This is a genomic window from Micromonospora nigra (genome assembly GCF_900091585.1).
Taxonomy (GTDB): domain Bacteria; phylum Actinomycetota; class Actinomycetes; order Mycobacteriales; family Micromonosporaceae; genus Micromonospora; species Micromonospora nigra.
Window position 1 is genome coordinate 1,177,455 of the sequence record NZ_FMHT01000003.1, and the last position, 25,424, is coordinate 1,202,878.

Below are 25,424 nucleotides of genomic sequence, written 5' to 3' on the forward strand. Positions count from 1 at the left end.
TGCCATGTCGCCCCCGGCCAGGGCCAAACGGCACCCCGCCGGACCGGGTACGCGCGGCGGGACGTGCCGTTGGCAGCACGGCGGTAGCATCCTGTGCAACATTCACCCCGCCGACACATAGACTGCCTGCCGATGGACACACAGGTCGCCGACACGTTGCCGGGCTCGCTGATCGACGGGCGCTACCGCATCCGCGGTCGCGTGGCCCGTGGCGGCATGGCGACCGTGTACACCGCCACCGACGAGCGCCTCGAACGCACCGTCGCTGTCAAGATCATTCATTCGAGTCAGGCGACCGGGGCGCGGGCCCGCCCGGCCGACTTCCTCGACCGGTTCACCGACGAGGCCAAGGCCATCGCCCGGCTGACCCACCCCAACGTGGTCGCCGTCTACGACCAGGGCACCCACGCCGGCCTGCCGTACCTGGTCATGGAGTACGTGCGGGGCCGGACCCTGCGCGAGGTCCTGTCGGAGCGGCGGCGTCTGAACCCCGACGAGTCCCTGGCCATCGCCGAGCAGATGCTCGCCGCGATCGCGGCCGCCCACCGGGCGGGCCTGGTGCACCGAGACATCAAGCCGGAGAACGTCCTGGTCGCCGAGGCGCCCACCGGCGGCCCGGCCAACCTGGTCGACAGCGTGGTCAAGGTCGCCGACTTCGGGCTGGCCCGCGCGGTGGAGGCCAGCACCGACGAACAGGACGGCAGCCAGCTGATGGCCACCGTGGCGTACGTCGCGCCGGAGCTGGTCACCGACGGGCACGCCGACGCCCGTACCGACGTCTACTCGGCCGGCATCGTGCTGTTCGAGATGCTCACCGGCCGGGTCCCCTACGACGGCGACCGCCCCGTCGACGTCGCCTGGCAACACGTCGACCGGGACGTGCCCACGCCGTCGACCCTGGTGCCCGGCCTGCCCCGGGTGCTCGACGACCTGGTGGCCCGCGCCACCCGGCGGGATCCGGGTGCGCGGCCGACCGACGCCGGCGCGTTGCTCGCCGAGGTGCAGGTCGCCCGGGACGACCTCGGCAACCCGAACACCCACACCGCCGTGCTGAGCCGGATCACCGACGAGTCGGCCGTGTCCCAGCCGACGATGGTGGTGGCCGCGGTCGCGCCGTCCCAGCGGCCGGCCTGGGCACGACTGCCCGAGGGCGGCGGTGGCAGCGGCCGGGGCCGCCGACGGGCCGCCCCGACCCGCGGCGGCGACCTGTGGTCCCGGCTGGCGGCCCTGCGTACGCAGGTCATGGGCAGCCCGCGCGGACGCCTCGCGGTCGCCGCGGCCGTGGTGGCGCTCGGCCTGGTGGCCGCCCTCGGCGGCTGGTGGTTCGGGGTGGGCCGCTACACCGTCGCGCCGCAGCTGGTGAGCATGAGCCAGGCCGACGCGGAGGCGCAGGCCGCCCGCGCCGGCTTCACCGTCGCCTACGACGAGCCACGACACGACGAGCAGATCCCCCGCGACGGTGTGGTGGCGCAGAACCCGGCGCCGGCCGCTCGGATCCTCAAGGGCGACACGATCCGGCTCACCCTCTCGCTGGGTCCCGAACGGTTCCCGGTGCCCGACGTGGTCGGCAAGGAGTTCGAACTGGCCGAGGCCGACCTGACCAGCCTGCGGCTGGAGGTGGTCAAGGGCAACGCACGCTACGACGACAACCTGCCCGAAGGCGTCGTGGTGGCCACCGACCCGGCGGTCGGTGCCGAGGTCAAGCCGGGCGACAAGGTGACCGTCGTCCTGAGCCGGGGACGGGCCCCCATCACGGTGCCGAACCTGGTCGGCAAGAACCTCAACGAGGCGCGGGCGACCATCGCCCAGCTGGGCCTGGTGCTGGTCGAGCCGACCTACAAGGATTCGGACAAACCCCGCGACGAGGTTCTCGGGCAGAGCCCCGCCGACGGCGCGGGAGTGGTGAAGGGCACCCAGGTGCGGCTGGAGGTCAGCAAGGGCCCGCCGCTGGTGGCGGTGCCCAAGGTCGTCGGCCTGCCCTGCCCACAGGCCAAGCAGGTGCTGGAGGCCCAGGGTCACCCGGTGACGGTGCAGTTCAACCCGAACGGTGTGGCCCGGTTCCAGAACCCGGCCGAGAACACGCAGGTGAACCCGGGCAGCGCGGTCACCATCGGGTGCTTCTGATGCCCGCGCCGACCCCGGCGCACCGCCCCGTCGGCGCGCACACCCCGACCGGGGGTGGGCTGGCGAGGGCCGCGCTGCCGTACCTCGACGCGGCCGGTGCGGAGGTGGTGCAGGTCTACGTGTCCAACTCGCGGGGCTGGGCGCTACCGGAGGGCGACCCGGCCCAGGACGCGCTGTTCCGCGACGGCTGCGCGCACCGCGGCCTGCCGGTCTTCGTGCACGCCTCCCTGCTGGTCAACGTGGGTTCCCCGACGGCTGCCACGGTCGAGAGGTCGGTGGCGACCCTGGCGCACGCCCTGCGCCGGGGCGCGGCGATCGGGGCCCGTGGAGTCGTGTTCCACGCCGGCAGCTCCGTCGACGCGGGGCACGCCGAAGCCGCTGTGCGGCAGGTACGCGAGACGCTGCTGCCGCTGCTCGACTCGGCCGCCGCAGCCGGTGGTCCGATGCTGCTCGTGGAACCGAGCGCGGGCGGCGGGCGGTCGCTGGCCTCGCGGGTGGAGCAGCTCGGGCCGTACCTCGACGCGGTCGACCGGCACCCGTGGCTGGGCGTGTGCTTCGACACCTGCCACGCCTGGGCGGCGGGGCACGACCTGGCCGCCGAGGGCGGAATGACCGCCACACTGGACACGCTGGTGGCCACGGTCGGCGCGGACCGGCTGCGGTTGGTGCACGCCAACGACTCGAAGGACCTGTGCGGTTCCACCCGGGACCGGCACGAGAACGTCGGCAAGGGCTTCATCGGCGAGCCGGCGTTCGCCGAGCTGATGGCCCATCCCGCCACCGCCGGGGTGCCCGTCGTGGTGGAGACCCCGACGGAACGCCACGAGGGCCACGCGGCCGACATCGCCACGCTGCGCCGCCTCCGCCCCTGACCCGGCACCCCGACGTGCGACGGGGCGGGCACCCGCCACCGCCGGGCGCGGGCCGTCAGGCCCGCGGACCGGCGGACCGGCGGACCGTCAGGCGCGGAGAACCTCGGTGAGGACGGTGGCGGCGCGGTCGACCGCGGCGTCGTCGACCTCCATGTGGGCGACCAGGCGGGCCGTACGGGGGCCGAGCACGGAGACCAGCACGCCCCGCGCGCGGGCGGCGGCGGCCAGGGCGGGCGCGTCCAGCGACGACTTCGTCAGGTCCAGCGGGACGATGTTGGTGCGCACGGCCGTGGCGAGCACCCCGAACGGGGCGACCGCCTCGGCCAGCCGGGCCGCTCTGGCGTGGTCGGCGGCGAGCCGCTCGACGTGGTGGGCGAGGGCGTACCGGCCGGCGGCGGCGAGGACGCCCGCCTGCCTCATCCCGCCGCCCATCCGCTTACGGACGAACCGGGCCCGTCCGATCTGCTCGGCGCTGCCCACCACCAGCGACCCGACCGGCGCACCGAGCCCCTTGGACAGGCACACCGAGAGGGTGTCGAAGAGCCCGCCGTAGGTCGCCAGCGGCACGCCGTCGGCCACGTGCGCATGCCAGATGCGGGCACCGTCACAGTGCAGGGCCACCCCGGCGGAGTCGGCGACCCCCCGCAGGGCACGCAGCACGTCCAACGGGATCACCCCACCGCCGCTGCGGTTGTGGGTCTGTTCCACGGCGATCGCCCGGGTCGGCACCGCCCAGTAGCCGTCCGGACGGACCATGGCGGCGACCACGTCGGGATCGACGTCCGCGCCCACCGCCGGCCACGTCCGCGAGGAGATGCCGCCGTACGCCGCAGCCGCGCCGATCTCGTACGTGACCACGTGCGCGTCGGCGTCGCAGAGCAGCTCGTTGCCCGGCGACACCAGCAGTTGCAGGGCGATCTGGTTCGCCATCGAGCCGGTGGGGCAGAACAGCGCCGCCTCGTGCCCGAACAGGGCGGCGACCTCGGCTTCCAGGGCGTTGACCGTGGGGTCCTCGCCGTAGACGTCGTCCCCGACCTCGGCGGTGGCCATCGCCTCCCGCATCCCGGCGGTCGGCCGGGTCACCGTGTCCGAACGCAGGTCGATCATCACGTCAGCCATGGTTCTCCCTCGCGTCAGCCACGGAGCATCTCCGCCACCAGGAAGGCCAGTTCCAGCGACTGCTGGGTGTTCAGGCGCGGGTCGCAGGCGGTCTCGTACCGGTCGGGCAGGTCCAGGTCCTCGATGCCCTGGGCACCACCGAGGCACTCGGTGACGTCCTCGCCGGTCAGCTCGACGTGCAGGCCACCCGGGTGGGTCTCCAGGCCACGGTGCACCTCGAAGTAGCCGAGCACCTCGTCGACGATGCGGTCGAAGTGCCGGGTCTTGTAGCCGTTGGACGACTCGTGGGTGTTGCCGTGCATCGGGTCGCACTGCCACACCACCTTGGCCCCGGCGGCGGTGACCTTGGCCACGATGGGCGGCAGCGATTCGCGGACCTTGTGGTTGCCCATCCGGCTGATCAGGGTGAGCCGGCCGGGGATGTTGTCGGGGTTGAGCTTCTCGCAGAGCTCGATCGCCTGGTCGGGGGTGGTGGTCGGGCCGAGCTTCACCCCGATCGGGTTGGCGATGCGGGAGATGAAGTCGATGTGCGCCCCGTCGATCTGGCGGGTGCGCTCGCCGATCCACAGGAAGTGCCCGGACAGGCCGTACGCCCGGTTGTCGGACACCCGGGTCAGCGCCCGGTCGTACTCCAGGGCCAGGGCCTCGTGGGAGCAGTACAGGGTGACGGTGCGCAGCGCGTCGTCCTCGGTCATCCCGCAGGCCCGGATGAAGGCCAGCGCCCGGTCGATCTCGCGGGCGATGGCCTCGTACCGCTCACCGGCCGGGGAGTTGCGCACGAAGCCCTTGTTCCAGTCGTGCACGGCGTGCAGGTCGGCGAGCCCGCCGGCCAGGTACGCCCGGAGCATGTTCATCGCGGCGGCGGAGTTCGCGTACGCCCGGATCATGCGCTGCGGATCGGCGACCCGGGCCTCCGGCGTGGCCTCCAGCGAGTTGATCAGGTCGCCCCGGTACGCCGGCAGCCCGCGCGCGTCGGTCGGCAGCGACCGGGGCTTGGTGTACTGCCCGGCGACACGGGCGACCTTCACCACCGGCAGGGACGCGCCGTAGGTGAGCACGATGGCCATCTGGAGCAGGGTGCGGGCGTTGGCCAGCAGATGGCTCTCGGTGTTGTCGGCGAAGGTCTCGGCGCAGTCGCCGCCCTGGAGCAGGAACGCCTTGCCCTCGCAGACCAGGGCGAGTCGCTGGCGGAGCTGGTCGACCTCGTAGGGCGCGACGACCGACGGGACGGTGTCGAGCACCCGGCAGACCTGGGCCACCTCGGCGGGGTCCGGCCAGGGCGGGGTCTGGGCGCGTGGCAGGTCCCGCCAGCGGTCCAGGCCGAGCGCCGCGTCCTCGGCGGAGTCGACGGTCGGGCGGCTGGTCTGCAGGACCGGGCTGCCCACGGCGGGATGACTCAACTGATGCCACTCATGGCGCATGACCAAAGCGTACGGCGACAGCCCGGGTACCCCGTCTCCGAGGGGGGCGGTTCCGGCAGGTGGACGACCGCCCCGGGGCGACCAGGTCAGGGCGTCGGGGCCGGGGTGGGGGTGCCCCCGGGGGTGTTGCCGCCGGGTTCCTCACCGGAGATGCACCAGTCGGCGCCGTCGCGGGTGACGGTGAACAGCAGCGGCCGGGTGGCCGTGCGGCTGCTGACGGTCACCGACACGGTGGCGCTGACCTGCTGTCCGGCGGGGCCGGGCCGAACGTCGGTGATCTGCGCCCGCGGCACGGTGAAGTGGTCGGCGAAGTCACCGTTGGGGCCGGTCGCGGCGGCGTCGAACGCCTCGTGCAGCGCGGCGCAGAGTTGGTTGCGCCCGGCCGCGACGTCCTTGGCGGTCATCGCGTCGAGGTACGCCTGCACCCGCTCCCGGGATCTGGCGGCGGCCTCCTCGGCGGGAGCGCGGCCCGGCTTGCTCGCCTCGTCCTCGTCGGCACCGATTCCGCAGCCGAGCAGGCTGACCGACAGCGCGGCGGCCGTCGCGGCGGCCACGGTCGCACTCCGGGTCGTCACCCCCATCGCTACCTCCCGGCGCCGGTGGACATCGATTGCCGTTCGAGCCGCGAGTCTGTCACATCGACGGTGGTGCCGACCGTCGGGCCCGAGGGGCCGACGGTCGGCACCACCGGGGGGTACGCCGGGCGGGGAGGGACCGGTGCGTGGTCCCTCCCCGCCGGGTGGGTGGTGCGTCGGCCTGCGGACTAGCCGAGACCGCCCTTGATGGCGCCGATCAGTTCGCCGTTTCCGGTGTCACCGGAGAGCTCCCAGAAGAAGGCGCCACCGAGGCCCTGGTTCTTGGCGTACGTCATCTTGCCGCCGATGGTGGCGGGGGTGTCGTAGCTCCACCAGTTGCTGCCGCACTTGGCGTACGCGGTGCCGGCGATCGTGCCCGTCGCCGGGCAGCTGTTCTTGAGCACCTTGTAGTCCTCGATGCCCTGCTCGTAGGTGCCCGGGGCCGGGCCGGTGGCGGTGCCGCCCGGCGCGGTCTGGGTCACCCCGGTCCAGCCCCGGCCGTAGAAGCCGATGCCGAGCAGCAGCTTGTTGGCCGGGATGCCCTTGCTCTTGAGCTTCTGGATGGCCGCGTCGGACCAGAAGCCCTGCTGCGGGATGCCCGGGTACGAGGTGAGCGGGGAGTGCGGGGCGGTGGGGCCCTGCGCGTTGAAGGCGCCGAAGTAGTCGTACGTCATCGGCATGATCCAGTTCAGGTGCGTGGCCGCACCGGCGTAGTCGGTGGCGTCGATCTTGCCGCCGTTGCTGCCGTCCGCGGTGATGGCGGCCGTGACCAGGTTGCCCGAGCCGAACCGGGCCCGCAGCGCGCTGACCACGTTCTTGAACGCGTTCGGGCCGCTGGAGTCACAGGTGAGGCCGCACGCGTTCGGGTACTCCCAGTCGACGTCGATGCCGTCGAACACGTCCGCCCAGCGCGGGTCCTCGACCAGCCGGTAGCAGCTGTCGGCGAAGGCGGCCGGGTTCTGCGCGGCCTGGGTGAAGCCGCCGGACCAGGTCCACCCACCGAAGGACCAGATGACCTTGATGTGCGGGTACATCTTCTTCAGCTTGCGGAGCTGGTTGAAGCTGCCGCGCAGCGGCTGGTCCCAGGTGTCGGCGACGCCGTCGACGCTGTCCGCCGCCGTGTACGCCTTCTCGTAGTCGGCGTAGCTGTCACCGATGGTGCACCGGCCGCCGGTGGTGTTGCCGAAGGCGTACAGGATGTGGGTCAGCTTCGAGGCCGAGCCGCTGGTGTGGATGTTCTTCACGTGGTAGTTGCGGGCGTAGACGCCCCACTGTGCGAAGTACCCGACGACCTTCTTGCCGTTGGGGTCCGGCGGCGTCGTGGTCGGGGGCGGGGTGGTGGGTGGAGGCGTGGTCGGCGGCGCCGTCGTCGGCGGGGTGGTGGTCGGCGGCGCGGTGGTGGGCGGCGGGGTGCCCCCGCCGCACGGCGCGCCGTTGATCGTGCAGTTCAGCGGCGCCCGGTACGCCCCGGCACCGTTGTAGCCCCAGCTGAAGGAGGCGCCGGGGGCGAGCCCGCCGGCCCAGCTCTTCTTGACCGCGACGTAGTGGTTGCCGCTGCGGGTGACGTCGGCGTCCCAGGAGCTACTGATGCTGGTGCCCGAGGGCAGGTCGAACTCGATGCGCCAGGTGGCGACCGTGGCGTCCGAACCGTTGGTGATGGTCACCCGGGTCTCGTGACCGGTCCCCCAGTCCTGCACCTTGGTGAACGTGGTCGTCACGCTTCCGGCGCCGAAGGCCGACGCCATCGGGGCGGTCGCGGCGGTCAACGCGACCACGGCGCCGACCCAGAGGGCCCGGCGGAACGATCTCTTCATGTGGCGTCTCCCCAAACAGTTAGGAAACTTTCCAAAAGGATGAGGAGACGCTACTCACACCGTCATCACTTCGTCAAGATGCGCATGCGTCGATTTGCCCTGGGAGCGCTACCAGCCGATGGAATCGCCTGTGCGGGATGCCGCAGGGCGGGTGGAACCGGCCGACGGCAGGCGCATCACGAGCGCGGCCGGCGGCACGACGTGCCTCCGAGCACCCCGCAAGGTGCGCTCGCCCGCCCGTTGGCGGACGCGACGGTGGTCAGGGCCGGGTTCAGCCGCCCGGGCGTCAGCCGGACGCCGCCGACGAAGTGCGTCGCGCCCGCCACTCGGGGGCCAGCACCGACCAGACCTCCAGATCGGTGCGCCCCTCCGGACCGGGCAGCAGCTCGCGCAGCACGCCGTCGCGACGCATGCCGAGCCGGCGGGCCACCGCGATGCTGCGGGCGTTGCGGGCATCGGTGCGCCACTCGACCCGGTGCAGGCCACGCTCGTCGACTACCCAGTCGATGAGACGGGTGACCGCCCGGGTCACCAGCCCGCGCCCCTCGGCGGCCGGCTCGAGCCAGCAGCCCGCCTCGCAGACCCCACGCGCGGCGTTCAGCGAGACGAGCAGCACCCCACCCACCAGCGTGCCGCCGCACCAGATGCCCCAGATGCCGCCGTCGTCGCGGGCCCAACGGTCGGCGTAGCCCTGAAGCACGTGCCGCGCTCCGTCGAGGTCGGTAGCCACGAAGGACGGTGCCACCCAGGGGGCGATGTGCGCACGAGACCGGTCGAGATTGGCCAGGAACTCCTCGGCCTGCCACGGATTGAGGGGACGCAGCTCGGCGTCGGCGGTCAGCGGCACGGCGAACATCAACGACCACCGACCGGCAGAACCCGCCGCGCGGCCGGCACCGGGGTGGCGCGCAGGCCCCACTCCCGGGGTAGCGATTCACCCTCGGCGCTGGCCTTCAGGTCGACCGGGTGGACCGCCGGATGACCGGCCACCGCTTCACTCCGATCTTCAGCGACTGTTCCAGCGCCAACTTCCTGGCCCGCTGCTGAGCACGCAGCAGCTTGCGGGAAACACCTCGAACGCCCGCTGCGCGCAAGGCAACCCTAGCGAAGCGCAGCCGCCGGCACAGGCCCTGAACGGGTTATCTCCCCGGCCAACGCGTCTATCCGCGCGAGCAACTGCACCGGGTCGGTGTCGAGATCGAGGGAATGGCACATGATCTCGACCCCGGCGTTGCAGACGATATGACTCAGCGGCGGATGCTCGCCGGCCGGATACACCAGGTGGCCGCGCGACAGGCGGTAGGCGATGCAGTATGCGAGCATCTGGTAGGCGTCGCCGTGGCCGATCGCCGCCTTGTACTTGGCGTCCACCACGGCTCCGACAGCACCCGCTCCGTTGCGCCAGAGGATGTCGGGACGCAGTTCGAGGCGACGCTGCAGGTCGAGGTGGTGGTGCGCCTGGAGCAGGACTTTCCCGCCGTACGCAGGCTCGACGGCGACGCGAAGCGCGACCGAGAGAAAGTCTTCGTAGACGCGCCACATGTCGAGCAAGAAGGCGTTTGCCAGCACCCCACCCCGGCCCGCGTCGACGGAGGAACCGGCGAGCACCAGCTCGGCGAGCCCGAGTGCGATGACCAGCCGCTCGTTGAGCCGGGTCCGCCGCCAAGCCGGTGGGGGTTCGCCCGGCAACAGACGGGTCACGCCTGCGAGACGCCCGGCAAGGTGTCGCAGCCTGCGCCGGGAGCTTGCGTCGATGCCGGGAACCCGTAACATCCGGTCGACTGCGGTGGCGAGGATGCGGTTCTCGGCGATGTCGACCGTGTAGTCGTCGTGCCGGACCTCCAGCGGCAGCGCTCGACCCGCACGTCGGGACAGTTGTGCGGTCTCGCGCAGCCGGCCGCGCAGCACCGGCGAGGTCTCGTCAACCGTCCGGTAGCCCTGGAGAAGACCCGGGCGTAGGGCACGATCGGTCTGCCGCCACAACGCCTCAGCCAGTGCAGGCACCAGACCGGCGTGTTCGGGCAGCGGCACGGTCTCGTCACGCCAACCCTTCGGATTGCGGACGTATCCCATCAGGAACATCAGCCGCGCGATCGGCATCTTCGGCTCGATGTGCACCTCGACGCGACCGATCCGGGCCACACCGACCTTCCGTCCGGCGCGCACGTGCCACTGGCCGTCGGCCGGCCCCGGGCGGACGTCGACGACTCCCGAGGCGGCGAGCCGGCGCGCGTCGTCGGCACCGAGCCGCATCTGCACGGAGGGGCCGGCTTCGCGTACCCGGATGAGGGTCATGGCACCTCAGGCAACGACTGCCGCAGCGTGTCAAGGCCATAGTGCTGCGTGACGTCGACGTCGTCGGCGTAGTGGTGTTCGACGAGCAGCGGCAGGATGTCATGCCGCCACACCCGGTCGAGGCCGTCCGGCCTGACGTGAACCGACTCCCGCATGAGATACGACGGGCCGATCGCGTAGTCGGCGTCGGCGAGTCGGGCGTTGAGCGCGTCGAGCAGGGCCGGTGCGTCCGAGGCGAGGCCCTTCTGGTCGAGCCAGCGGTTCAACAGTCCGTGCACGGGCAGTTTGGCCGGGTGCAGCTCGACGAACGCGAACCGCCGCCGCATCGCCGCGTCGACGAGGGCGATGGACCGGTCTGCGGTGTTCATGGTGCCGATCAGGTAGAGATTCGCCGGCAGGGTGAAGTCCTCCGCCGAGTACTGGAGGCGAATTCGCTGGTCGCGATATTCGAGCAGGAAGTACAGCTCGCCGAAGATCTTCGCCAGGTTGCCCCGGTTGATCTCGTCGATGATCAGGATGTACGCGGTGGACGGGTGCTCGCGAGCGTCGTCGGCGAGTTGTCGCAGCGGCCCGGAGGTGAGCTTGAACCGCAGCGTCCCGTCGTCGCCGCTCTCCGGCCGGAAGCCTTCGAAGAAGTCCTCGTAGGTGTATGAGGGGTGGAACTGGATGAGCTTCACCGCGTGGGGTTCGGTGAGTCGAGCCGCCAGCTTCTGCGCCAGGTAGGTCTTTCCGGTGCCCGGCGGGCCAAAGAGGATTACCTGCCGCCGCTCGGCGAGCAGTTCCCGCAGGTCGGACAGCCAGCCGAGGTCGGTGAGCAGGTCAACGGCCGTCCTGTCGGTCACCTCCGCAAGCCGTGCCTCCGGAGCTGGCTGCGGCACCGGCTGCTCGGGCACCAGATCGGCGTAGAGCCGATCGAGCGCGTCCAGCGCGTCGGTGAGGTCGATCAGGTCGTCCTGGCTCTGCGTCAAGGCAGGCAACGGGCCGGTCAGGTCGGTGAGATCCCGCGGCCCGCCGACGTTGAGCCACCGTACCGGGCGGCGCAGGTTGGACCGCCGGTCCGGCGACTCCACGAAGTACGCGGCCCCGTCGACGTGGCCCAGGTAGACCTCGCCCCGGTGCATCGTCATCAGATAGTCGCCCGGTCGCATCTTGCGCAGGAAAGCGCCAAAGTAGCCGAGCAGTTTCTCCCGCACGGAGTAACTCTTGTGCCGGTACTCCTCCTCGACGATCTGCTGGAGGCGCTGCTGCTCGATGTCATCGTCCAACTCGGGCAACTGCGAGGCGGCCAGGGACACCCAGCCCTGCGCCAACCACTGCGGCACGAGGTCGACACCATCGACATTGGATCCGCGTACGAGCCAGGCACGGCGCGACGTGGTCTCCGGGGTGGTCGTTTCCGCTTCCGCCTGCCGCTTGCCCAGGAGGTCTGCCGTGATGCGCTGCTCGGGGTTGGCCTGCCGTCCCTCGAACTCGACGCCCTCCTCGACCAGTTGGGCACGCACGTCGCCGCCCCGGTACCTGAAGTGTTGGTGCATAGCGGGTGGTACCTGCCCGTCGGCCTGCAGCACCCGGTGTGAGTTCTCGACGTAGGTCTCGGCCAGCAGGTGGGCAATCTCGTCCGGCGAGCCGTCGACGAGATCCGCGAGGTCGTCGTACGCGGTCCAGGAGCCGTCCGGGACCAGCGCGAGCGCGGCGGCGATGGTGTGCAGTTTGCTCTCGTACTTCTTGCGGGCCTGCTTCCGGCTACGAAAGACCTCACGGTGCCGGCGACCGATCTCGGCAGACAAGGAATCCGGATCCTGATATGTCTCCAGCGCCCGTCGGCCGTCGTCGGTGATCCACCAGAACCCGTCCCGCTTCACCATCCACCCGGCGGTCGCCGCGTCGCCGGTGTGGAATCGGGCCGCCACGTTCCAGGCAGCGGCGCCGCTCTTGTGGGTTCTCCGCTCCGCCTCGGTCAGGTCGACACGTTGAGCGACCTCGGCGAGCACCTCCCGGCCGTGCATCCGGCCGCCGGCCTCGCGCAGCACCTCCAGACAGGTGCGCACCAGCAGCGCGTACCGGACCCCCTCGGACATTGTGCTGACCCCTCGTACGTGTTGATCGCCGGCGATCGGGACAGCCTACGTTCGGTGGGCATGACGAAGCTACGGGTGCTCGGCGTGGACGCCTGCGGCGGTAGACACTGCCAACAAACAGCCACACTTCACCATCCACAATGGTGGGTGAATCCACCCCGGCCGACGGTGCTCGCAGTGCGGCGGACGACCCAAGATCTTCCTGTGCGGAATGTTCACGCCTCGGATCCCGTACGCGCGACACGAATCAGCGCGCTCGAAACCATCGCAGGAGCCCCTCATCATGATCAATAAGTACCCTGGAAGCTGTGGTAGTTGCGGAGGCTTGGTGAAAGCCGAGCTCGGACAGGTGGTCAAGACCGGCAGCCGTTGGACCACCTATCACCATGAATGTGCCCCGGTCAGGAACGCTCCGCCCTCCGGGACCCATAGCGGCTGGCACGACCTGCCGATGGTGGGCTTCGACATCGAGGGCACCGACAAGGAGCCCATGGATAGCCGCATCGTCTCCGCAGCCCTGGTTTACGCCGACGGCACAACGTCAAGCTGGCTCATCAACCCCGGCGTACCCATTCCGTCCGAAGCCTCCATGATCCATGGCATCACCAACGAGATGGTGCGTAGCGCCGGAAGGCCACCTCGGGAGGCGCTGGCCGAGCTGGCAACGGCGATTTCTAAGGTGATCGCGGACGGCACACCGCTGGTTGCCTTCTGCGCCCACTACGACGTCACGACGCTGCACACCGAGCTGGCACGCCACAGTCTTCCGGCCGTGGACTGGGATCGCGCCGACATCGTCGACCCCTCGATTCTGCACGGGGAGGTCGAGCCCCGCTGGTACGACAGCCGGCAACTAAGCGGCCTGTGCAAGTACTACGGGGTCGAGCTGACGACCGCTCATAACGCCGCGAGCGATGCACGCGCGGCTGTCGACCTGGCGACATCGATCGCGGCCCGTCATGAACGGATCGCCCGACTGCGCCCTGATGCCCTGCATCAGGCGCAGATCGACTGGTATGTCAAGCAAAAGCGGGAACTCCAAGCCTTTTTCGACAGGCAGGGCCGCGTTGAAACAGTGAGCTTGGATTGGCCTCTCGAGACCAAGCGACGCGGATAGCGCAACTCGCACCACCGCAGTGCGCAATCACGGTGCCAGGAAGAATTGGTAGAGGAGGGACAGAGCTGGCAGGGAAACCGGCGTCACCGCTCGTGGCGCGTGGTGGCGTGCTCGGACTGCCAGGTGCGAAGGGCGTGTTTGAGGCGGCGGTTCTCCTCCCACACCTGGTCGCGCTGCCGGATGCGCTCCCCAATCTCGTACGCGAGCCGGTGCAGCAGGGCGTCGACGTCGTCGGGCCGGTAGCCGCGCCGGCCCAGCGGCGTGCGGTGCAGCTCGACCGCAGCCAGCCGGTCGGGGGTGAGCGGGCCGGCCAGCGCGTTGCGGCTGTGGTAGACGCCCATCAGCGGCCGAAGTCCCGGGCAAGGTGGAGCCGGTCGACGGGCATGCCGGCGGCGGGCAGCCGACGCCTGGCCGAGGCGAGCATGGCCGGCGGGCCACACACGTAGACCTCCTGGTGGGTGTGGTGGTCGAGGGCGAAGGTGAGGGCGTCGCCCTGTTCGGCCGGTTCCGCCGACGTGTCGTGGGAGAACGCGGGCACGATGGTGAGCCAGTCGTGGGCGCGGTCGAGCGTGTCGAGCGCGATGGCGTCGTAGAGGTCGGTGAAGGTGCGCGTACCGGCGATCAGGGTGACCCGCCGCCCGGCCGGCGCCACGGCGACCTGTTCGACCAGGGCGCGTAGCGGCGCAAGCCCGGTGCCCCCGGCGGCCAGCAGCAGATCCGCCCCGCAGGTCGGGTCGAGCCGCAGCCCGGTGTCGCAGGGCGGGCCGAGCCAGAGCGGGTCGCCGGGGCGTACCGCGTGGACCAGCGCGCGGGAGACGGCGGCGACGGCACGGACGTGGAACTCCAGCGTGCCGTCGGGGCGCGGGGAGTTGGCCGGTGAGTACCACCGCCACCGGCCGGGCCAGCGTTCGGTGCAGACCGGCACCGCCTGGCCGGGCTGGAACGGCAGCCGACGCCAGGGGCGTACGGTCAGGATGGCGACGCCGTCGGCGGGCCGGTCGTGGCCGATCACCTCGGCGGGCCACCAGGCCGGGCCGTCGCCGGTCTGTTCGGCGGCCTCGACCACCGCCGCCGACGCCAGCCGCCCGGCGCGTTCCCAGGTCGCCGCCAACTCCGGCGTCCAGGGCAGGTGACGGGCGACGGTGCCGGTCAGCGCGGCCTCGACGGCCCGCCGGTGCGGCAGCAGCCGGTAGCGGCGGTAGGCCCGGCCGAGCACGGCCAGCAGCGCCGCCCGCCCCGCCGGGTCGTCGCCGCCGCTGGCGAGCCGCCCCAGCGCGGCGAGGAACACACCCGCCGTCCGTTCCGGCAGCAGCCCCGGGCAGCGGTCCTCGACCGTGCACCAGAAGTGGTCGGCGGCCTGGCGGGCGTACCGCATGGTGACGCTCCACGACGCGCCCAGCGCGGCGGTCACGACCCGGCCTCGTCTGCGAAGGCCCGCCGCGCTGCGGCGACCGCGCCGGCCGGCACGCCCAGCGCCGTGAGTGCCCCCGCCAGGTAGTCGACCACCCGTCGGTGCTGCGCCTCGGTCAGGCCCAGACCGCGCCACGCCCCGGCCGCCGGCCGGGCGATGTCGCCGGCTGGCCCGCCGAGCGCCACCGTGAGAGTCAGCGCCAGATGCCCGGCGAGGCGGGCACGATCAACCCCGATCAGGTACGGCGCCAGGTCCGCGTCCGCCGCCACCGCCCCCCACCACCGCGCCACCGCTTCGCGCACCAGCTCCGGCCCGGTCACACCCGCCATCGGGTACGCCCGGAGCCCGGTCACGCCCACGGCCAGACATCCGGGTCACCGGCGGCGACCAGCTCATCGACCCGAGCGTCGGTGACCCCGGCCGCCCGCAGCGTGTCCCGGCCCCAGCGCGCCAGCCGGCACGGATGCGGCACCCGCTCACTGCGGCACAGTGGACCCGCCGGCCACCGTTCCGGCGCATGCGTCAACACCGCCCGCACGGCCACCGCCACATCGTCGTCGCTGACCGGGATGAGCACCGGGAAGTCTTCCAGCACCGCCGTCATGGAGAGCCTTTCCACCGAGATCGAGATTGGAGCGGCACCGGAGCGGGCGGGGACGGCGGATGCGTTCGGGGGTACGCCCCACCGGAGCCCAGCACCCGCCCCGGGCCATGCCTACACCCTGCTGGCGAAGGCTTCGCTACCCCAGGGCAGCAACTTCGCGAAACATGCGCATAGGTGTTGCATCTTGATCACCTGGTGGAGTAACTGTTTAGTGCTGCCTGATTACATTCCGCAACGGAAGGTACCGTGATGGCCCTCAAGCGACACCGCCTCGCCGCACGCCGGAAGACGGTCGGCCACACCCAGGAGAGCCTCGCGGAAAAGCTGGGCGTCGACCGCACGACCGTCGTCCGGTGGGAACGCTGCGAGTCGGAGCCCCAGCCGTGGGTTCGCCCGAGGCTCGCCGATGCGCTGCGGGTATCGCCCGATGAACTAGGTACCTTGCTCGCCGAGACACAGGATGCCGAGTCCCGGCACAGCGACCGTCTGGCCGTGGCGCTCAAGAAGCCCCGCACAGTCGACCTTGCGGCCGTGGCCCACCTGAAACAGGAGCTTGATCGGCTGATCGACAGCTATGACGTCCGGCCATCCGTCGCGCTCTTACCGGACGCCAGTCGCCTGCACAGCGACGTGCGCTTCCTGCGCAAACATGCCGCCGGGGACGCCGTCCGCCGCGCCTTGCGCAACGTCGAGGCGGCGGCCTCAATCTTCATGGGTCAACTCGTCTGGGATGTCTCGCAGCGGAGGAACAGCCAGACAGCGCTCAGCTACTTCGACCAGGCGGCCTACACCGCGCAGCAGAACCGCGACGCCGAGGCAGAGTCACAGGCCAGACTTCGCCAAAGCTATGTGACCCTCTACAGCGAGTGCGAACCAAAGAGCGGTCTCGCCCAGGCGAGACGCGCCGCTCAGCTCGCCTCCCAATGCGGCAGCCACTCGCTGTCCGCCCTCGCTCTGCTGCACGTGGGCGAGGCCAATGCGATGATGGGCGAACGCTCGGCGTGTGAACGGGCACTCAGCCAGGCCGAAAGCCACCTGAGCCGAACAGAACCGAAGGATCCGGCAAAGGCCCTCATCTCAGCCGGGCAACTGCAACGGCTGGCCGGCTCCTGCTACCTCTCGCTTGGCGAACCCAAGCGGGCGCAATCCCTCCTCGGAGCGATCCCGGCAGCAATACAGGACCGCCGGAAGTCCCATGCGATCGCGCTCGCCAATCTCGCGCTGACTCACGTACGGCAGCGTGAGATTGACGGTGCGACCGAGACACTGCACCAGGTCATCGATTCGATCGAGCAGACTCGCGGTGGCGGGGCGGTCAACGTTCTCTTCACGGCCAATCGTGAGCTGCAACCATGGCGAGACCGGCCGGATGTCCAAGAGGTCATGGACCGGACCTTCGCGCTGATGTCGTCCTGAGGAGGCCGCGTGGACATCGACAAGGCAAAGCAGGCCGTTCGTGAAGCCGTCTGGTCGCGACTGGAGCAGGCCAACCAGGCGCTGCCCCCAGGCGCTCACGGGCGCATTCCGAACTTCGTCGGTGCCGAGCTGGCCGCCGAACGGCTCGCGGATCATCCAGCATGGCGAAACGCCAAGGTCATTAAGTCAAACCCGGACAAGGCCCAGTTGCCGGTGAGGCTTCGAGCGCTGGATGAAGGCAAGCTGCTCTATATGGCGGTGCCGAAGATTGCCGACATCCACCCCTTCTACCTGCTTGATCCCGCCACCCTGAACGCAGCACCGCAGGAGATTGCTACTGGCAGCGGCGCTGCTGGCCGTGCGCCGAAGCTCGACATCAGCGAGATGCGCCCCGTGGACCTGGTGGTGTGCGGAAGCGTCGCCGTCAACAGTGACGGGGTGCGGGTCGGAAAGGGCGCAGGCTACTCGGACATCGAGCTAGCCCTACTCACCGAGGCTGGACTGGTCAGCCCCTCCACCGTCCTCGCAACATCGGTTCACTCGCTTCAAGTCGTTGCCGGGCCACTGCCGGAGGCAGAACACGACTTCAGGGTAAACCTGATCATTACTCCAGACGAGGTAATTGAGTGCCCGCCACATGAGCAACCAACCGGCATCTACTGGAACAGCCTCCACCCCAGGAAGGTCGCCGAAATCCCAGCTCTTGTCGAGCACCCCTCTAACTACTACAACTAGAACGGAAGCTGCCTGGCTGACATTACGCCTAGGACGCCTTCGCGCACGGCCGAAGCTAGAGGCCGATAATCAATCTCGAACCTCATCACCCAGTCCCGCAAAAAATCCCTCAGCAACCATCCCCACAAAAACACTCGGGCGATAAATCGCTATCCCACGCCCGACGGCCTCCCGAACCATTAAACCGCCAGGATTCTTCCTGCTTCGTGACAGAAGCACGCCGGGAAGTCCGTCGAGGTTGAATTGAAGGGCCAGGCCGAGTCTTCGACAGAATCGTTCAACGAATTCTCGCTCCTCGATCGAGGATCCTTCCATAGCCACAGTAAAGCCATCCGAAACATGCAAAGGATCAAGTTCGACAACACCCTGCCCCCCAAGATCCTTAAGCTCCGATGCAATCGATCGCCACTTATTGCAATATCCATAGCGGGATAGATATGTGGCTAGCACTGTGGACAAGTTGAGCCTCCAGGCGTCACGCCCATCAGCCGTGGCTCCGCCCGTCCAGTCGAAGAGGTTAATACCGTCAGAATGAGGCATGAGCAGCCGAAGCTCATCACCCTCCTGCACCAACGGGACCAGAAAGTGTTTGCCCCTCGCAGCTAAACGACCAACGAAATCGTAAAGGCCCCCAGACGAAAGGCTGGGCCAAACACATCCGACGTGACCCTCTCTTGTCACTATACCGACCATATTCTGAACATGCTGATCTGATATGCCTCGATAAAGCACCCCGACATGCCATGGACTACCGAAGGGATCGACACCGTCGGGTCTCGCGTCCATCAGTCTTTGCGCCCGATCCTCATTGTGGTGGGCCCCGTATATCCAACGAGCATGCACGATGCCCGAATCCCACCACGGCAATGTAAACAGATCAATCGTTTGCTCGCCTGACGAGATCACCCTCCCGGCTCTCGGCCAGGAGATCCGAGGAGGGCACTTGGACTCATATAGCCGATATTGCTCGAACGCCACGATTTGAATTAGCTCCCATCAGCCGGATTGCACACCCCTTCCCTTACCTCTGATCGAACGACAGATCGAACGTCAGTTCATCAACTGCGGAAGGCATCGTAGCGGTCGAGGATGAGGCGTTTGGTACGGTATTCACCGTGGGCGGCCTCGTCCTTCTGGCGGACAACCTTGAAGGTTTCCATGATGTAGTCAACGTCTTCGCGGCCGATGCCATAGAGGTGGAAGTATGCGGCATCAAGTTCGGCGCGAAGCAGCTCACGACGGGCTGGGTCCCATCGGAACGGCGGGCCTTCGTAGCCAAGGTCTCGGGCGTAGGGCGCAAGGTCATGGGCGGTGTATGTCAACTCCAGAATCCGGCATGTAACCCAAGCATCGAGATGCTCACCCGCCCGAGTCCACGGCGCACTCTCGCTATATATCTTGAGAGGCAGCACCGGAAGTTGCTTAAAGAGGAAAAACCCGAGCGACGATCCCGATAGTTTTTGGCGAACAATGTAGTCCAGAACGTACGAGCTCAAATTGGCTTGCAACAAAGCCCATCCGTCGCCGGGGAAGGCTAGGGCGAACTTATGTCCAACGGCGGTTCGCGGGATGACGGTGGCGATTAGAGTGCGCTCGTCAGTGCTGCGGCACATATCGCGCCAACCGAGGAGCCAGCCGCGTTTCCATCGCTGCCCTAACTGCTCTTCAACCTCAGTCGCAGGCACCCAATAGTCAGGCATTGTCAGAATGTTTGCATCAGCATGATCAGCATCGCTTAGGCGGGGCATAGTGCCTTTGTTTCGCTGAGCCTGTGTCGCGTTCTCGTAGGTAGCGAAACGGTGATCGAAGAGCCCGGTCATCTTCGCCTCATATAGCGGGAGCATGCGCTCATCCCCACGAACGAAGTGGTTGCCAGCTCGCTTCCAACCCTCGGATTCAAGCTGACGCGCGTTCCGGAAGAGACGAGAGTCGGCAGCCATATTGAACAGCCCCTGGCGGAACCAGAGTCCCCAGGAGTTGTCGGCAGGAGCATTCTCGCGCCAGAGAACTGGAACCCTCCGGTAGATGCTGAGCGTGATGTCGGCGTCTCGGCGCGACTTGAAAACCGGGCAAGTCCCTGTGTTCGGATTTAATAGGGTGATCTCGTCAGGAGTCAGCGTGTATGCCCGCAGTGAGATTTGAGCCGCCTGTCGCACCTGAAAGACAAGCGATATCTCCTTTGCCTCACGAAGGCAACCACCAACCACTAATAGCGCGAACCGAAAACGATTTGTCACCGTCGCAAATATCTTCTCCTCGTTCTCGAAATCAAAAAGTGAGACTAGCCTCCGCTGAATCACTAGATCCTTGAAGAAGTCCTGAGTAGTCGCGTCCGTAGCAATTCCCGTCGGAACAACAAAGCCGAGCTGTCCACGAGGGGCAAGCACAACGCGACCGGTCTCGGCGAACACCGCATAGGTGTTGAGCCGACCCTGACCGGTTAATGGGTAGCGGCCGGACGAGCGGATCGAATGGCTGATACCTTCGACCGCACGCTGGCTGGCGAGGTAGTCGCGATAGAGCGCCTGCCCCGCGCTCTCGCCGCTAGACGCGAGTTCCTTGATAAGCCTAGCGCGGGCGGCAGCATTCTGCGCATTGGCGATTTCAGGGGCTGTCGGTAAGAAGAACTCTTCGTGCTTAAACTCAATCTTTTCCCAGGGCGGGTTGCCGAGGACGCACGAGAAGCCGCCCTGCCAGCCGGTCGCCTCGTCCACTGTGCCGTGGTCGGGCACCCGGAAGATGTGCGGGAACTCGATGTGCCAGTGGAAGAAGCGGTACTGCCGGGTCAGCTCCTCCACGAGGGTTTCGACCCGGTGCATCTCCAGCGAATCTTCGCCCTTGTCGAGGCGTTCCAGCATACCCTGGGTGATCGCGGTCTCCCGGGTCGCCTCAGTCTTGGGTTGGACGAAGGCGGCGCACCAGGCGTCGGCGACGGTCTTGGTATGCCGGCGGTTCTGCTCCACCCCCCGCGCCCGCTTGGCCTGCACGTGCACGTCGGCCAGGGAGCGTGGCTCCGCGTACACAATCCTCTTGACCTCGGCGGCGAGTAAGGCGTTGCCGACCTGAATGCCGGCCGCGCCGAAGAGGTCCCCCTGCCCAGACGATTCCTTGCCGTTCTGCTTCTTGAGGGCGGTGGCGACCTTCTTGTCGTCGCCGGTGAGGGCGGTGAAGGCCGAATCGGGGATGCCGTCCTTGAGCAGGCGCGGCGTGACACCGAGCAGGGAGTTGCCGACCCGGATGTTGGCGTCGAGATAGCCGAGCGGACGGCCCGGCTCCATCGCCTCCAGCCACAGCGACACCTTGGCCAACTCGGCGGCCATCTCGTTGACGTCGACGCCGTAGATGCAGCGGGCCACCACCCGGCGCATCGCCGAGCGGACCGCGGCCGGGGCCGGCTCCAACTCGTCGGTCTCCTCGGCGGCGACCCGCTTGGCGATCCGGCGGGCCGCCGCGATCAGGAAGTGCCCCGACCCACAGGCCGGATCGCAGACCGTCAGGTCGAGCAACGCCGCGATGCGCTCCTCGGGCGTGGGCAGCGCGGTGGCCTCGTCCAGCAGCGGGTCGAGTGCCGAGTCGAGCAGGCACTCCACCAGGGACGACGGGGTGTAGTAGGAGCCGGTGGTCTTGCGTTCGTTACCGGCCAGCCGTTCGGCGTGGAAACGGCGGGCCGCCGCGTCCCAGCGGGGGCGCAGCTCCAACAGCGACTCGTAGACGCTGCCCAACTCCTCCGCGCCGAGGTGCTGGAAATCGACCCGCTGCCGGCCTGCGCCCCGGCGGGCCGGCAGCACCGCCAGAGCCTCCACGGCCCGCAGCAGCGCCGTGTTGCTCAGGCTCGCCTCGGCGATCGGCCTGTCCAGTGCACCGGGCTCGTAGAGGCCGCCGATGCCGGGCAGGCCCAGCGTCGGGTTGCCCGACTCCCGACCGAGCAGGTCGAACACCAGCCGCACCGACTCCCACAGGTCGCCGTGGCCGGAGTGCCGGCGGCGCAACGCCAGCTCGCGTAGCCGGCGGGCCGAGAAGTACGTGTCGTAGCGGCGTCTCGCCTCCGGCGTCGCCGCCGGATCTGACAGCGCGTCGCGGTCCTCGGCGACGAACCAGAACAGCAACCGGTAGACCAGGCGCAGCAGGGACCGCTTGTAGTCCTCCAGCGACAGGGTGGCGTCGACGCGTTCCCGCAGACCGGCGTTGTCGGGGTGGTCGAGGAAACCGGTGCCGAGGATCTCCAGCGCCGCCTCCACGCCGTCCCGAAGCTGGGCCAGGGCCCGTTCGCCCTGCTTGGCTCCCTCCGTACGCCAGGCTTCCAGCAGGCAGGACGACGGCCCGGTCGCCGCGTCGAGGGCGGTGAGCCGGCTGGCGTGCGCCACCCGGTAGAGCAGCACGAAGTCGGGAAACAGGTCACCCTCGAAGATCGCCTCCAGGTCGAATTCGAGGTAAGCGGTGCCGACCAGGCTGGTCGAGTCACGCAGCAGCCGCAGCCGCTGCCCGTTGGCGACGACCCCCCACAGGTGCTGCTCGGAGCGGTTGAGCAACTGCTGCATCAGCGAGTGCGGGGCAGCGGCGGCAGCGCCACGCAAACCCGCCGTCCGCCGGTCCAGATCCGTGCCCCAGCCGAGCAGATGCACCGGTACGCAGTCCCAGCGGTGACTGACCGGGAAGGGCTTCTCGTCCACGGTGATGCCGCCGGGCAACACCTCGATGCCGTCGTAGCCCAGCTCGCGGAGCAGGATCAGCAGCCAGCGTTCCCGGGTCAGCCGGGCACTGTCGCCGGAGCGGGCACGGTGCCGCGCGAAGTCCCGCCACACGTCCTGGAGGTAGGCGTAGGAGCGGTTGGCGTAGCGGCGCACCGACTCGCCGGACTGAAGGCCGTAGCTGGCGGCGTCGGAGCCGGTCAGCTCGGCCGCGCCGTCGCCGATCCGCTGCACCAGGCCGGCGGGAAGCAGCCCGCCCTCGACCCGGACAGCGGGATAGGTGACCGCGCTCATGAGGTGGCCTCCGGCAGGTAGACGTAGACGCCGAGCACGTCGGCGGGTTTCTGGGCGGCGACGGTGATCTGGCGGCGGACCCGCTGCCCGGCCGCCTCCCGCACCCGGATGTGCGAGGAGCGCAGCGCGTCGGCGAGCCGGTCGGCGGTGCCGTCCAGGTGTGGCACGACCTCGTCGAGCTTGCCGATCACCCGCTCCAGCAACGGGGTGGCCGCCTCGGGCAGCACGTTGCCGGTCGGGCTGGCCGCCAGCAGCGTCGCCACCTCCTCGTCGGGCAGCCACTCGGCGGCGGTCGGGGCGCCCCGGAAGGCGAGCAGCCGGGCCTCCTCGGCGACCAGCCGGCGCGGCTCGGCGTCCACCGCCCGGGTAGGCAGCGTCAGGTGCAGCCGGAACCGCACCAGCAGCAGGGTCGTCCGCTTCGACACCGCCGACGTACGCATCACCCCGGCCCGTCGGGCGGGCCGCTGGTCGGCGGGAACCGTCGGATCCAGGGCGCTCTCCAGCAGGTGGCGGGCCAGCGCGGCGACGTACGGGTCGGTGCGGTCCAGGTGGGCGGCGCGGGCCGGGGTGGGCAGCTCGCGGCGCAGGGCCAGGGTGGCCGGATAGCCGGCCGGGAAGGCGTCACGCAGCGGCAGCGGCAGCCCACCGGTGCTGGTGTCGAAGCCGTCAGGCTTGCCGACCACGTCCGCGCCGAGCGCGGCGAACCCGGCCCGGGCGAACTCGGCAACCTCGTCCGGTGAGCCGAGGCTGGCCCGGATCTCGGCCAGCTCGGCGGCCACCTCGGCGGGCTGGATGCCCCGCTGGGCGTACTTGGTGCGGGACTCCTTCTCCTTCTGAGCCGCGCTCTCCCACTCGCGGTGCAGCTCCTCGCGGGACTCCGTGCCCAGCCCCTCGATGGTGAGCTGCTCCGGGGCGTCCGGGGCGATCAGCAGCTCCTGCGCGATGGTCTGGAGCACGTCGTCACTGCGGTCCGGCACCGGCACCGAGACACCGAGCGCCCTGCGGATCTGCTCATGCTTGCGCAGCAGCACCTTGAGCACGATCTCGTCGATCCGGTTGTCCGTGCCGTAGATCATCACGGCACGGACCTTCGGGGCCCGCTGCCCGAAGCGGTCGACGCGGCCCTCCCGCTGCTCGTGTCGGGTCGGGTTCCACGCCAGGTCGTAGTGCACCACCGCCTGAAAGGCGTCCTGGAGGTTGACACCCTCGGACAGGCAGTCGGTGGCGACCAGCACCGGCCGGCGTTTCAGGTCGGCGGTCAACTCCCTGATCCGGTCGGTGCGTTCCTCGGGCGGCAGCGCGCCGGTGACGCAGCCGACCGCGAAGTTCCTGCCCAGCGCGGCGGTCAGCCGCTCCGCGACATACTCGGCGGTGTCGATGTAGCGGCAGAAGACCACCGGATTGAACCCGTCGCCGAGCAGCGCCTTGACCTCCTTGACCAGCAGGTCGAGCTTGCTGTCTCCCTTGGCGGCGAGGGCTTCGGCGCGGCGGGCGAAGGCGAGCAGCTTGCGCCGCTCGGGGCTCCCCGAGTCGGCGTCGGTGTCGGCCCCGGGCACCAGGTCGACCGATTCCTGGGTCTCGTCGTCCGGTAGATCCAGCACGGCGGCCCTACCCAGCGCGTCGGCCTCGTCGGCGTCGGTGGCGTCCGCGTTGGCCGCCCGGGTCCGCAGCGTGGCGGCGGCGGCCTGCGGCGAGGATGCCATCGCCCGCAGCAGGGCCAGCGCCGACCAGTAGCGCACCCGCTGGCGGACCTGGCCGCCGATCGGGTCGCGGACGGTCTGCCGGGCATAGGTGACCACGTCGTCGAAGAGGCTCCTGTAGTCGCCGGTCAGCCGATAGGGACGCTCGGTCGACTCCCGGTCCTCCGGAAACGGGGTGTCCTCCAGGAAGCGGCGGATGTCCACCCGGCGGCGCTGCACGAAGTGCCGGGCCAGGAGTTCACGGCCCTCCGCGTGGTCCAGGTCGACGGTCTCCAGCCTCGGGTCGAGGAGGCCGACCAGATTGCGGAAGCCGGCGTCCTTGCCGCTGTGCGGGGTGGCGGTGACCAGGATCAGGTGCCGGTCGGCGCGGGCCGCGAGCCGGCGCACCAGCTCGTGCCGCAGCATCCGGGACCGGCCACCACGGTTGCTCTCGTCCAGCACGGCCGAATGCGCCTCGTCGACGATGACCAGGTCGGGGGCACCCCGCAGGAACTGGTCGCGCAACTCCGGCCGCTTGATGTAGTCGGTGGACACCACCACGTGCCGGTACCGGTCGAAGACGGACTGCGCACCGACCAGGTCCCGCTCCAGCCGGCGTACGGTGCCAGGCAGCACCAGCTCGGCGGCGATGCCGAACTTCTCGGCCAGTTCCCGCTGCCACTGCTCGGCCAGGGCCGGGCTGCACAGCACGGCCAACCCGTCGGCGTCGCCCTGCGCCAGCAGCTCGGCAGCGATCAGGCCCGACTCGACGGTCTTGCCGATGCCGACGTCGTCGGCGATCAGCAGCCGTACGGTGTCCTGCCGCAACGCCATCAGCAGCGGCACGAGCTGGTAGGGCCGGGGCTCCACGGCCAGCCCACCCAGAGACCGGAACGGCCCGCCGGTGGAGCGGAACCCGATCCGCAGCGCGGTACGCAGCAGCCCGGCGCGGCTGGCGTTGCCGGCGTCGGTGGGATCGGGGTAGGCGAAGGTCGCCTCTTCGACCACCTCCAGGTCGGTCAGCACGGCCGCCCGCTCGTCATCCGAACCGCCGAGCGGGCGCAGCACCAGCAGCCCCGGCTCCGACTCGGGCAGCACCACCCACTCTCGGCCCCGTGCTCTGACCAGCGTGCCCGGCTCGAACCGCTCCGCGGTCACCGTCACCGTGCCACCTTTCGTCCG

Annotated in this window: 19 protein-coding genes; 5 read left to right on the forward strand and 14 right to left on the reverse strand. The window is 69.5% G+C overall.

The window, feature by feature from the left end; translation table 11 throughout:
- Positions 1-132: 132 nt before the first annotated feature.
- Complete coding sequence (pknB, locus tag GA0070616_RS04600) at positions 133-2,124, forward strand: Stk1 family PASTA domain-containing Ser/Thr kinase (protein WP_091076766.1); 1,992 nt, start codon at positions 133-135, stop codon at positions 2,122-2,124.
- On the forward strand, positions 2,124-2,996 hold the full coding sequence (locus GA0070616_RS04605) for a deoxyribonuclease IV (RefSeq protein WP_091076769.1): 873 nt from the start codon (positions 2,124-2,126) through the stop codon (positions 2,994-2,996). Before pknB ends, GA0070616_RS04605 begins: the two co-directional genes overlap by 1 nt.
- Positions 2,997-3,083: 87 nt before the next feature.
- On the opposite strand, the gene GA0070616_RS04610 is transcribed toward GA0070616_RS04605, so the two are convergent.
- From GA0070616_RS04610 to GA0070616_RS04640, 7 genes are all read right to left on the reverse strand, one after another.
- Positions 3,084-4,115 carry a threonine aldolase family protein gene (locus tag GA0070616_RS04610; RefSeq protein WP_091076774.1) on the reverse strand — a complete coding sequence of 344 codons (1,032 nt, stop codon included), beginning with the start codon at positions 4,113-4,115 and terminating at the stop codon, positions 3,084-3,086.
- Positions 4,116-4,129: 14 nt separating this feature from the next.
- Positions 4,130-5,536, reverse strand: coding sequence for a class II 3-deoxy-7-phosphoheptulonate synthase (locus GA0070616_RS04615; RefSeq protein ID WP_091076778.1), 1,407 nt, complete (start codon positions 5,534-5,536; stop codon positions 4,130-4,132).
- 86 nt (positions 5,537-5,622) lie between these two features.
- Positions 5,623-6,117 carry a hypothetical protein gene (locus GA0070616_RS04620; protein WP_091076782.1) on the reverse strand — a complete coding sequence of 165 codons (495 nt, stop codon included), beginning with the start codon at positions 6,115-6,117 and terminating at the stop codon, positions 5,623-5,625.
- Between the two features lie 182 nt (positions 6,118-6,299).
- Complete coding sequence (locus GA0070616_RS04625) at positions 6,300-7,925, reverse strand: glycosyl hydrolase family 18 protein (RefSeq protein WP_091076786.1); 1,626 nt, start codon at positions 7,923-7,925, stop codon at positions 6,300-6,302.
- A 286-nt stretch (positions 7,926-8,211) separates the two neighbouring features.
- Complete coding sequence (locus GA0070616_RS04630) at positions 8,212-8,781, reverse strand: GNAT family N-acetyltransferase (RefSeq protein ID WP_091076790.1); 570 nt, start codon at positions 8,779-8,781, stop codon at positions 8,212-8,214.
- 245 nt (positions 8,782-9,026) lie between these two features.
- A complete protein-coding gene (locus tag GA0070616_RS04635; protein WP_091076796.1) occupies positions 9,027-10,220 on the reverse strand; it encodes an McrC family protein in 1,194 nt (397 codons plus the stop codon).
- The gene (locus GA0070616_RS04640; RefSeq protein ID WP_091076799.1) at positions 10,217-12,298 is read right to left on the reverse strand and encodes an AAA family ATPase; all 2,082 of its coding nucleotides are present in this window, start codon (positions 12,296-12,298) and stop codon (positions 10,217-10,219) included. The genes GA0070616_RS04635 and GA0070616_RS04640 overlap by 4 nt, the downstream gene beginning before the upstream one ends.
- A gap of 328 nt (positions 12,299-12,626) precedes the next feature.
- Between GA0070616_RS04640 and GA0070616_RS04645 the strand changes: the two genes are divergently transcribed.
- Positions 12,627-13,415 carry an exonuclease domain-containing protein gene (locus tag GA0070616_RS04645; RefSeq protein ID WP_175439983.1) on the forward strand — a complete coding sequence of 263 codons (789 nt, stop codon included), beginning with the start codon at positions 12,627-12,629 and terminating at the stop codon, positions 13,413-13,415.
- Between the two features lie 83 nt (positions 13,416-13,498).
- Here GA0070616_RS04645 and GA0070616_RS04650 read toward each other — a convergent pair whose 3' ends face one another.
- From GA0070616_RS04650 to GA0070616_RS04665, 4 genes are read right to left on the reverse strand one after another with little or no spacing between them, the layout of a single operon-like run.
- Positions 13,499-13,756, reverse strand: a complete 258-nt coding sequence (locus tag GA0070616_RS04650; RefSeq protein WP_091076806.1) for a DivIVA domain-containing protein — start codon at positions 13,754-13,756, stop codon at positions 13,499-13,501.
- Positions 13,756-14,826, reverse strand: a complete 1,071-nt coding sequence (locus tag GA0070616_RS04655; RefSeq protein WP_245712653.1) for an oxidoreductase — start codon at positions 14,824-14,826, stop codon at positions 13,756-13,758. The genes GA0070616_RS04650 and GA0070616_RS04655 overlap by 1 nt, the downstream gene beginning before the upstream one ends.
- Positions 14,823-15,179, reverse strand: coding sequence for a globin family protein (locus tag GA0070616_RS04660; protein ID WP_245712654.1), 357 nt, complete (start codon positions 15,177-15,179; stop codon positions 14,823-14,825). The genes GA0070616_RS04655 and GA0070616_RS04660 overlap by 4 nt, the downstream gene beginning before the upstream one ends.
- Positions 15,176-15,445 (reverse strand): hypothetical protein, encoded by a 270-nt coding sequence (locus GA0070616_RS04665; protein WP_342672259.1) that lies wholly within the window; start codon positions 15,443-15,445, stop codon positions 15,176-15,178. The genes GA0070616_RS04660 and GA0070616_RS04665 overlap by 4 nt, the downstream gene beginning before the upstream one ends.
- 234 nt (positions 15,446-15,679) lie before the next feature.
- Here GA0070616_RS04665 and GA0070616_RS04670 point away from each other — a divergent pair, with 234 nt between their 5' ends.
- The gene (locus GA0070616_RS04670; protein ID WP_091076812.1) at positions 15,680-16,846 is read left to right on the forward strand and encodes a helix-turn-helix domain-containing protein; all 1,167 of its coding nucleotides are present in this window, start codon (positions 15,680-15,682) and stop codon (positions 16,844-16,846) included.
- 9 nt (positions 16,847-16,855) lie between these two features.
- Positions 16,856-17,581 carry a 5-formyltetrahydrofolate cyclo-ligase gene (locus GA0070616_RS04675; protein WP_091076817.1) on the forward strand — a complete coding sequence of 242 codons (726 nt, stop codon included), beginning with the start codon at positions 16,856-16,858 and terminating at the stop codon, positions 17,579-17,581.
- 69 nt (positions 17,582-17,650) lie between these two features.
- Here GA0070616_RS04675 and GA0070616_RS27470 read toward each other — a convergent pair whose 3' ends face one another.
- The 3 genes from GA0070616_RS27470 to GA0070616_RS04685 all read right to left on the reverse strand — a co-directional run bounded on the left by GA0070616_RS27470 (position 17,651) and on the right by GA0070616_RS04685 (position 25,406).
- On the reverse strand, positions 17,651-18,151 hold the full coding sequence (locus tag GA0070616_RS27470) for a hypothetical protein (protein WP_139128843.1): 501 nt from the start codon (positions 18,149-18,151) through the stop codon (positions 17,651-17,653).
- Between the two features lie 488 nt (positions 18,152-18,639).
- On the reverse strand, positions 18,640-22,563 hold the full coding sequence (locus GA0070616_RS04680) for an Eco57I restriction-modification methylase domain-containing protein (RefSeq protein WP_091076820.1): 3,924 nt from the start codon (positions 22,561-22,563) through the stop codon (positions 18,640-18,642).
- Positions 22,560-25,406, reverse strand: coding sequence for a helicase-related protein (locus tag GA0070616_RS04685; protein WP_245712655.1), 2,847 nt, complete (start codon positions 25,404-25,406; stop codon positions 22,560-22,562). Before GA0070616_RS04685 ends, GA0070616_RS04680 begins: the two co-directional genes overlap by 4 nt.
- Positions 25,407-25,424: the final 18 nt, after the last annotated feature.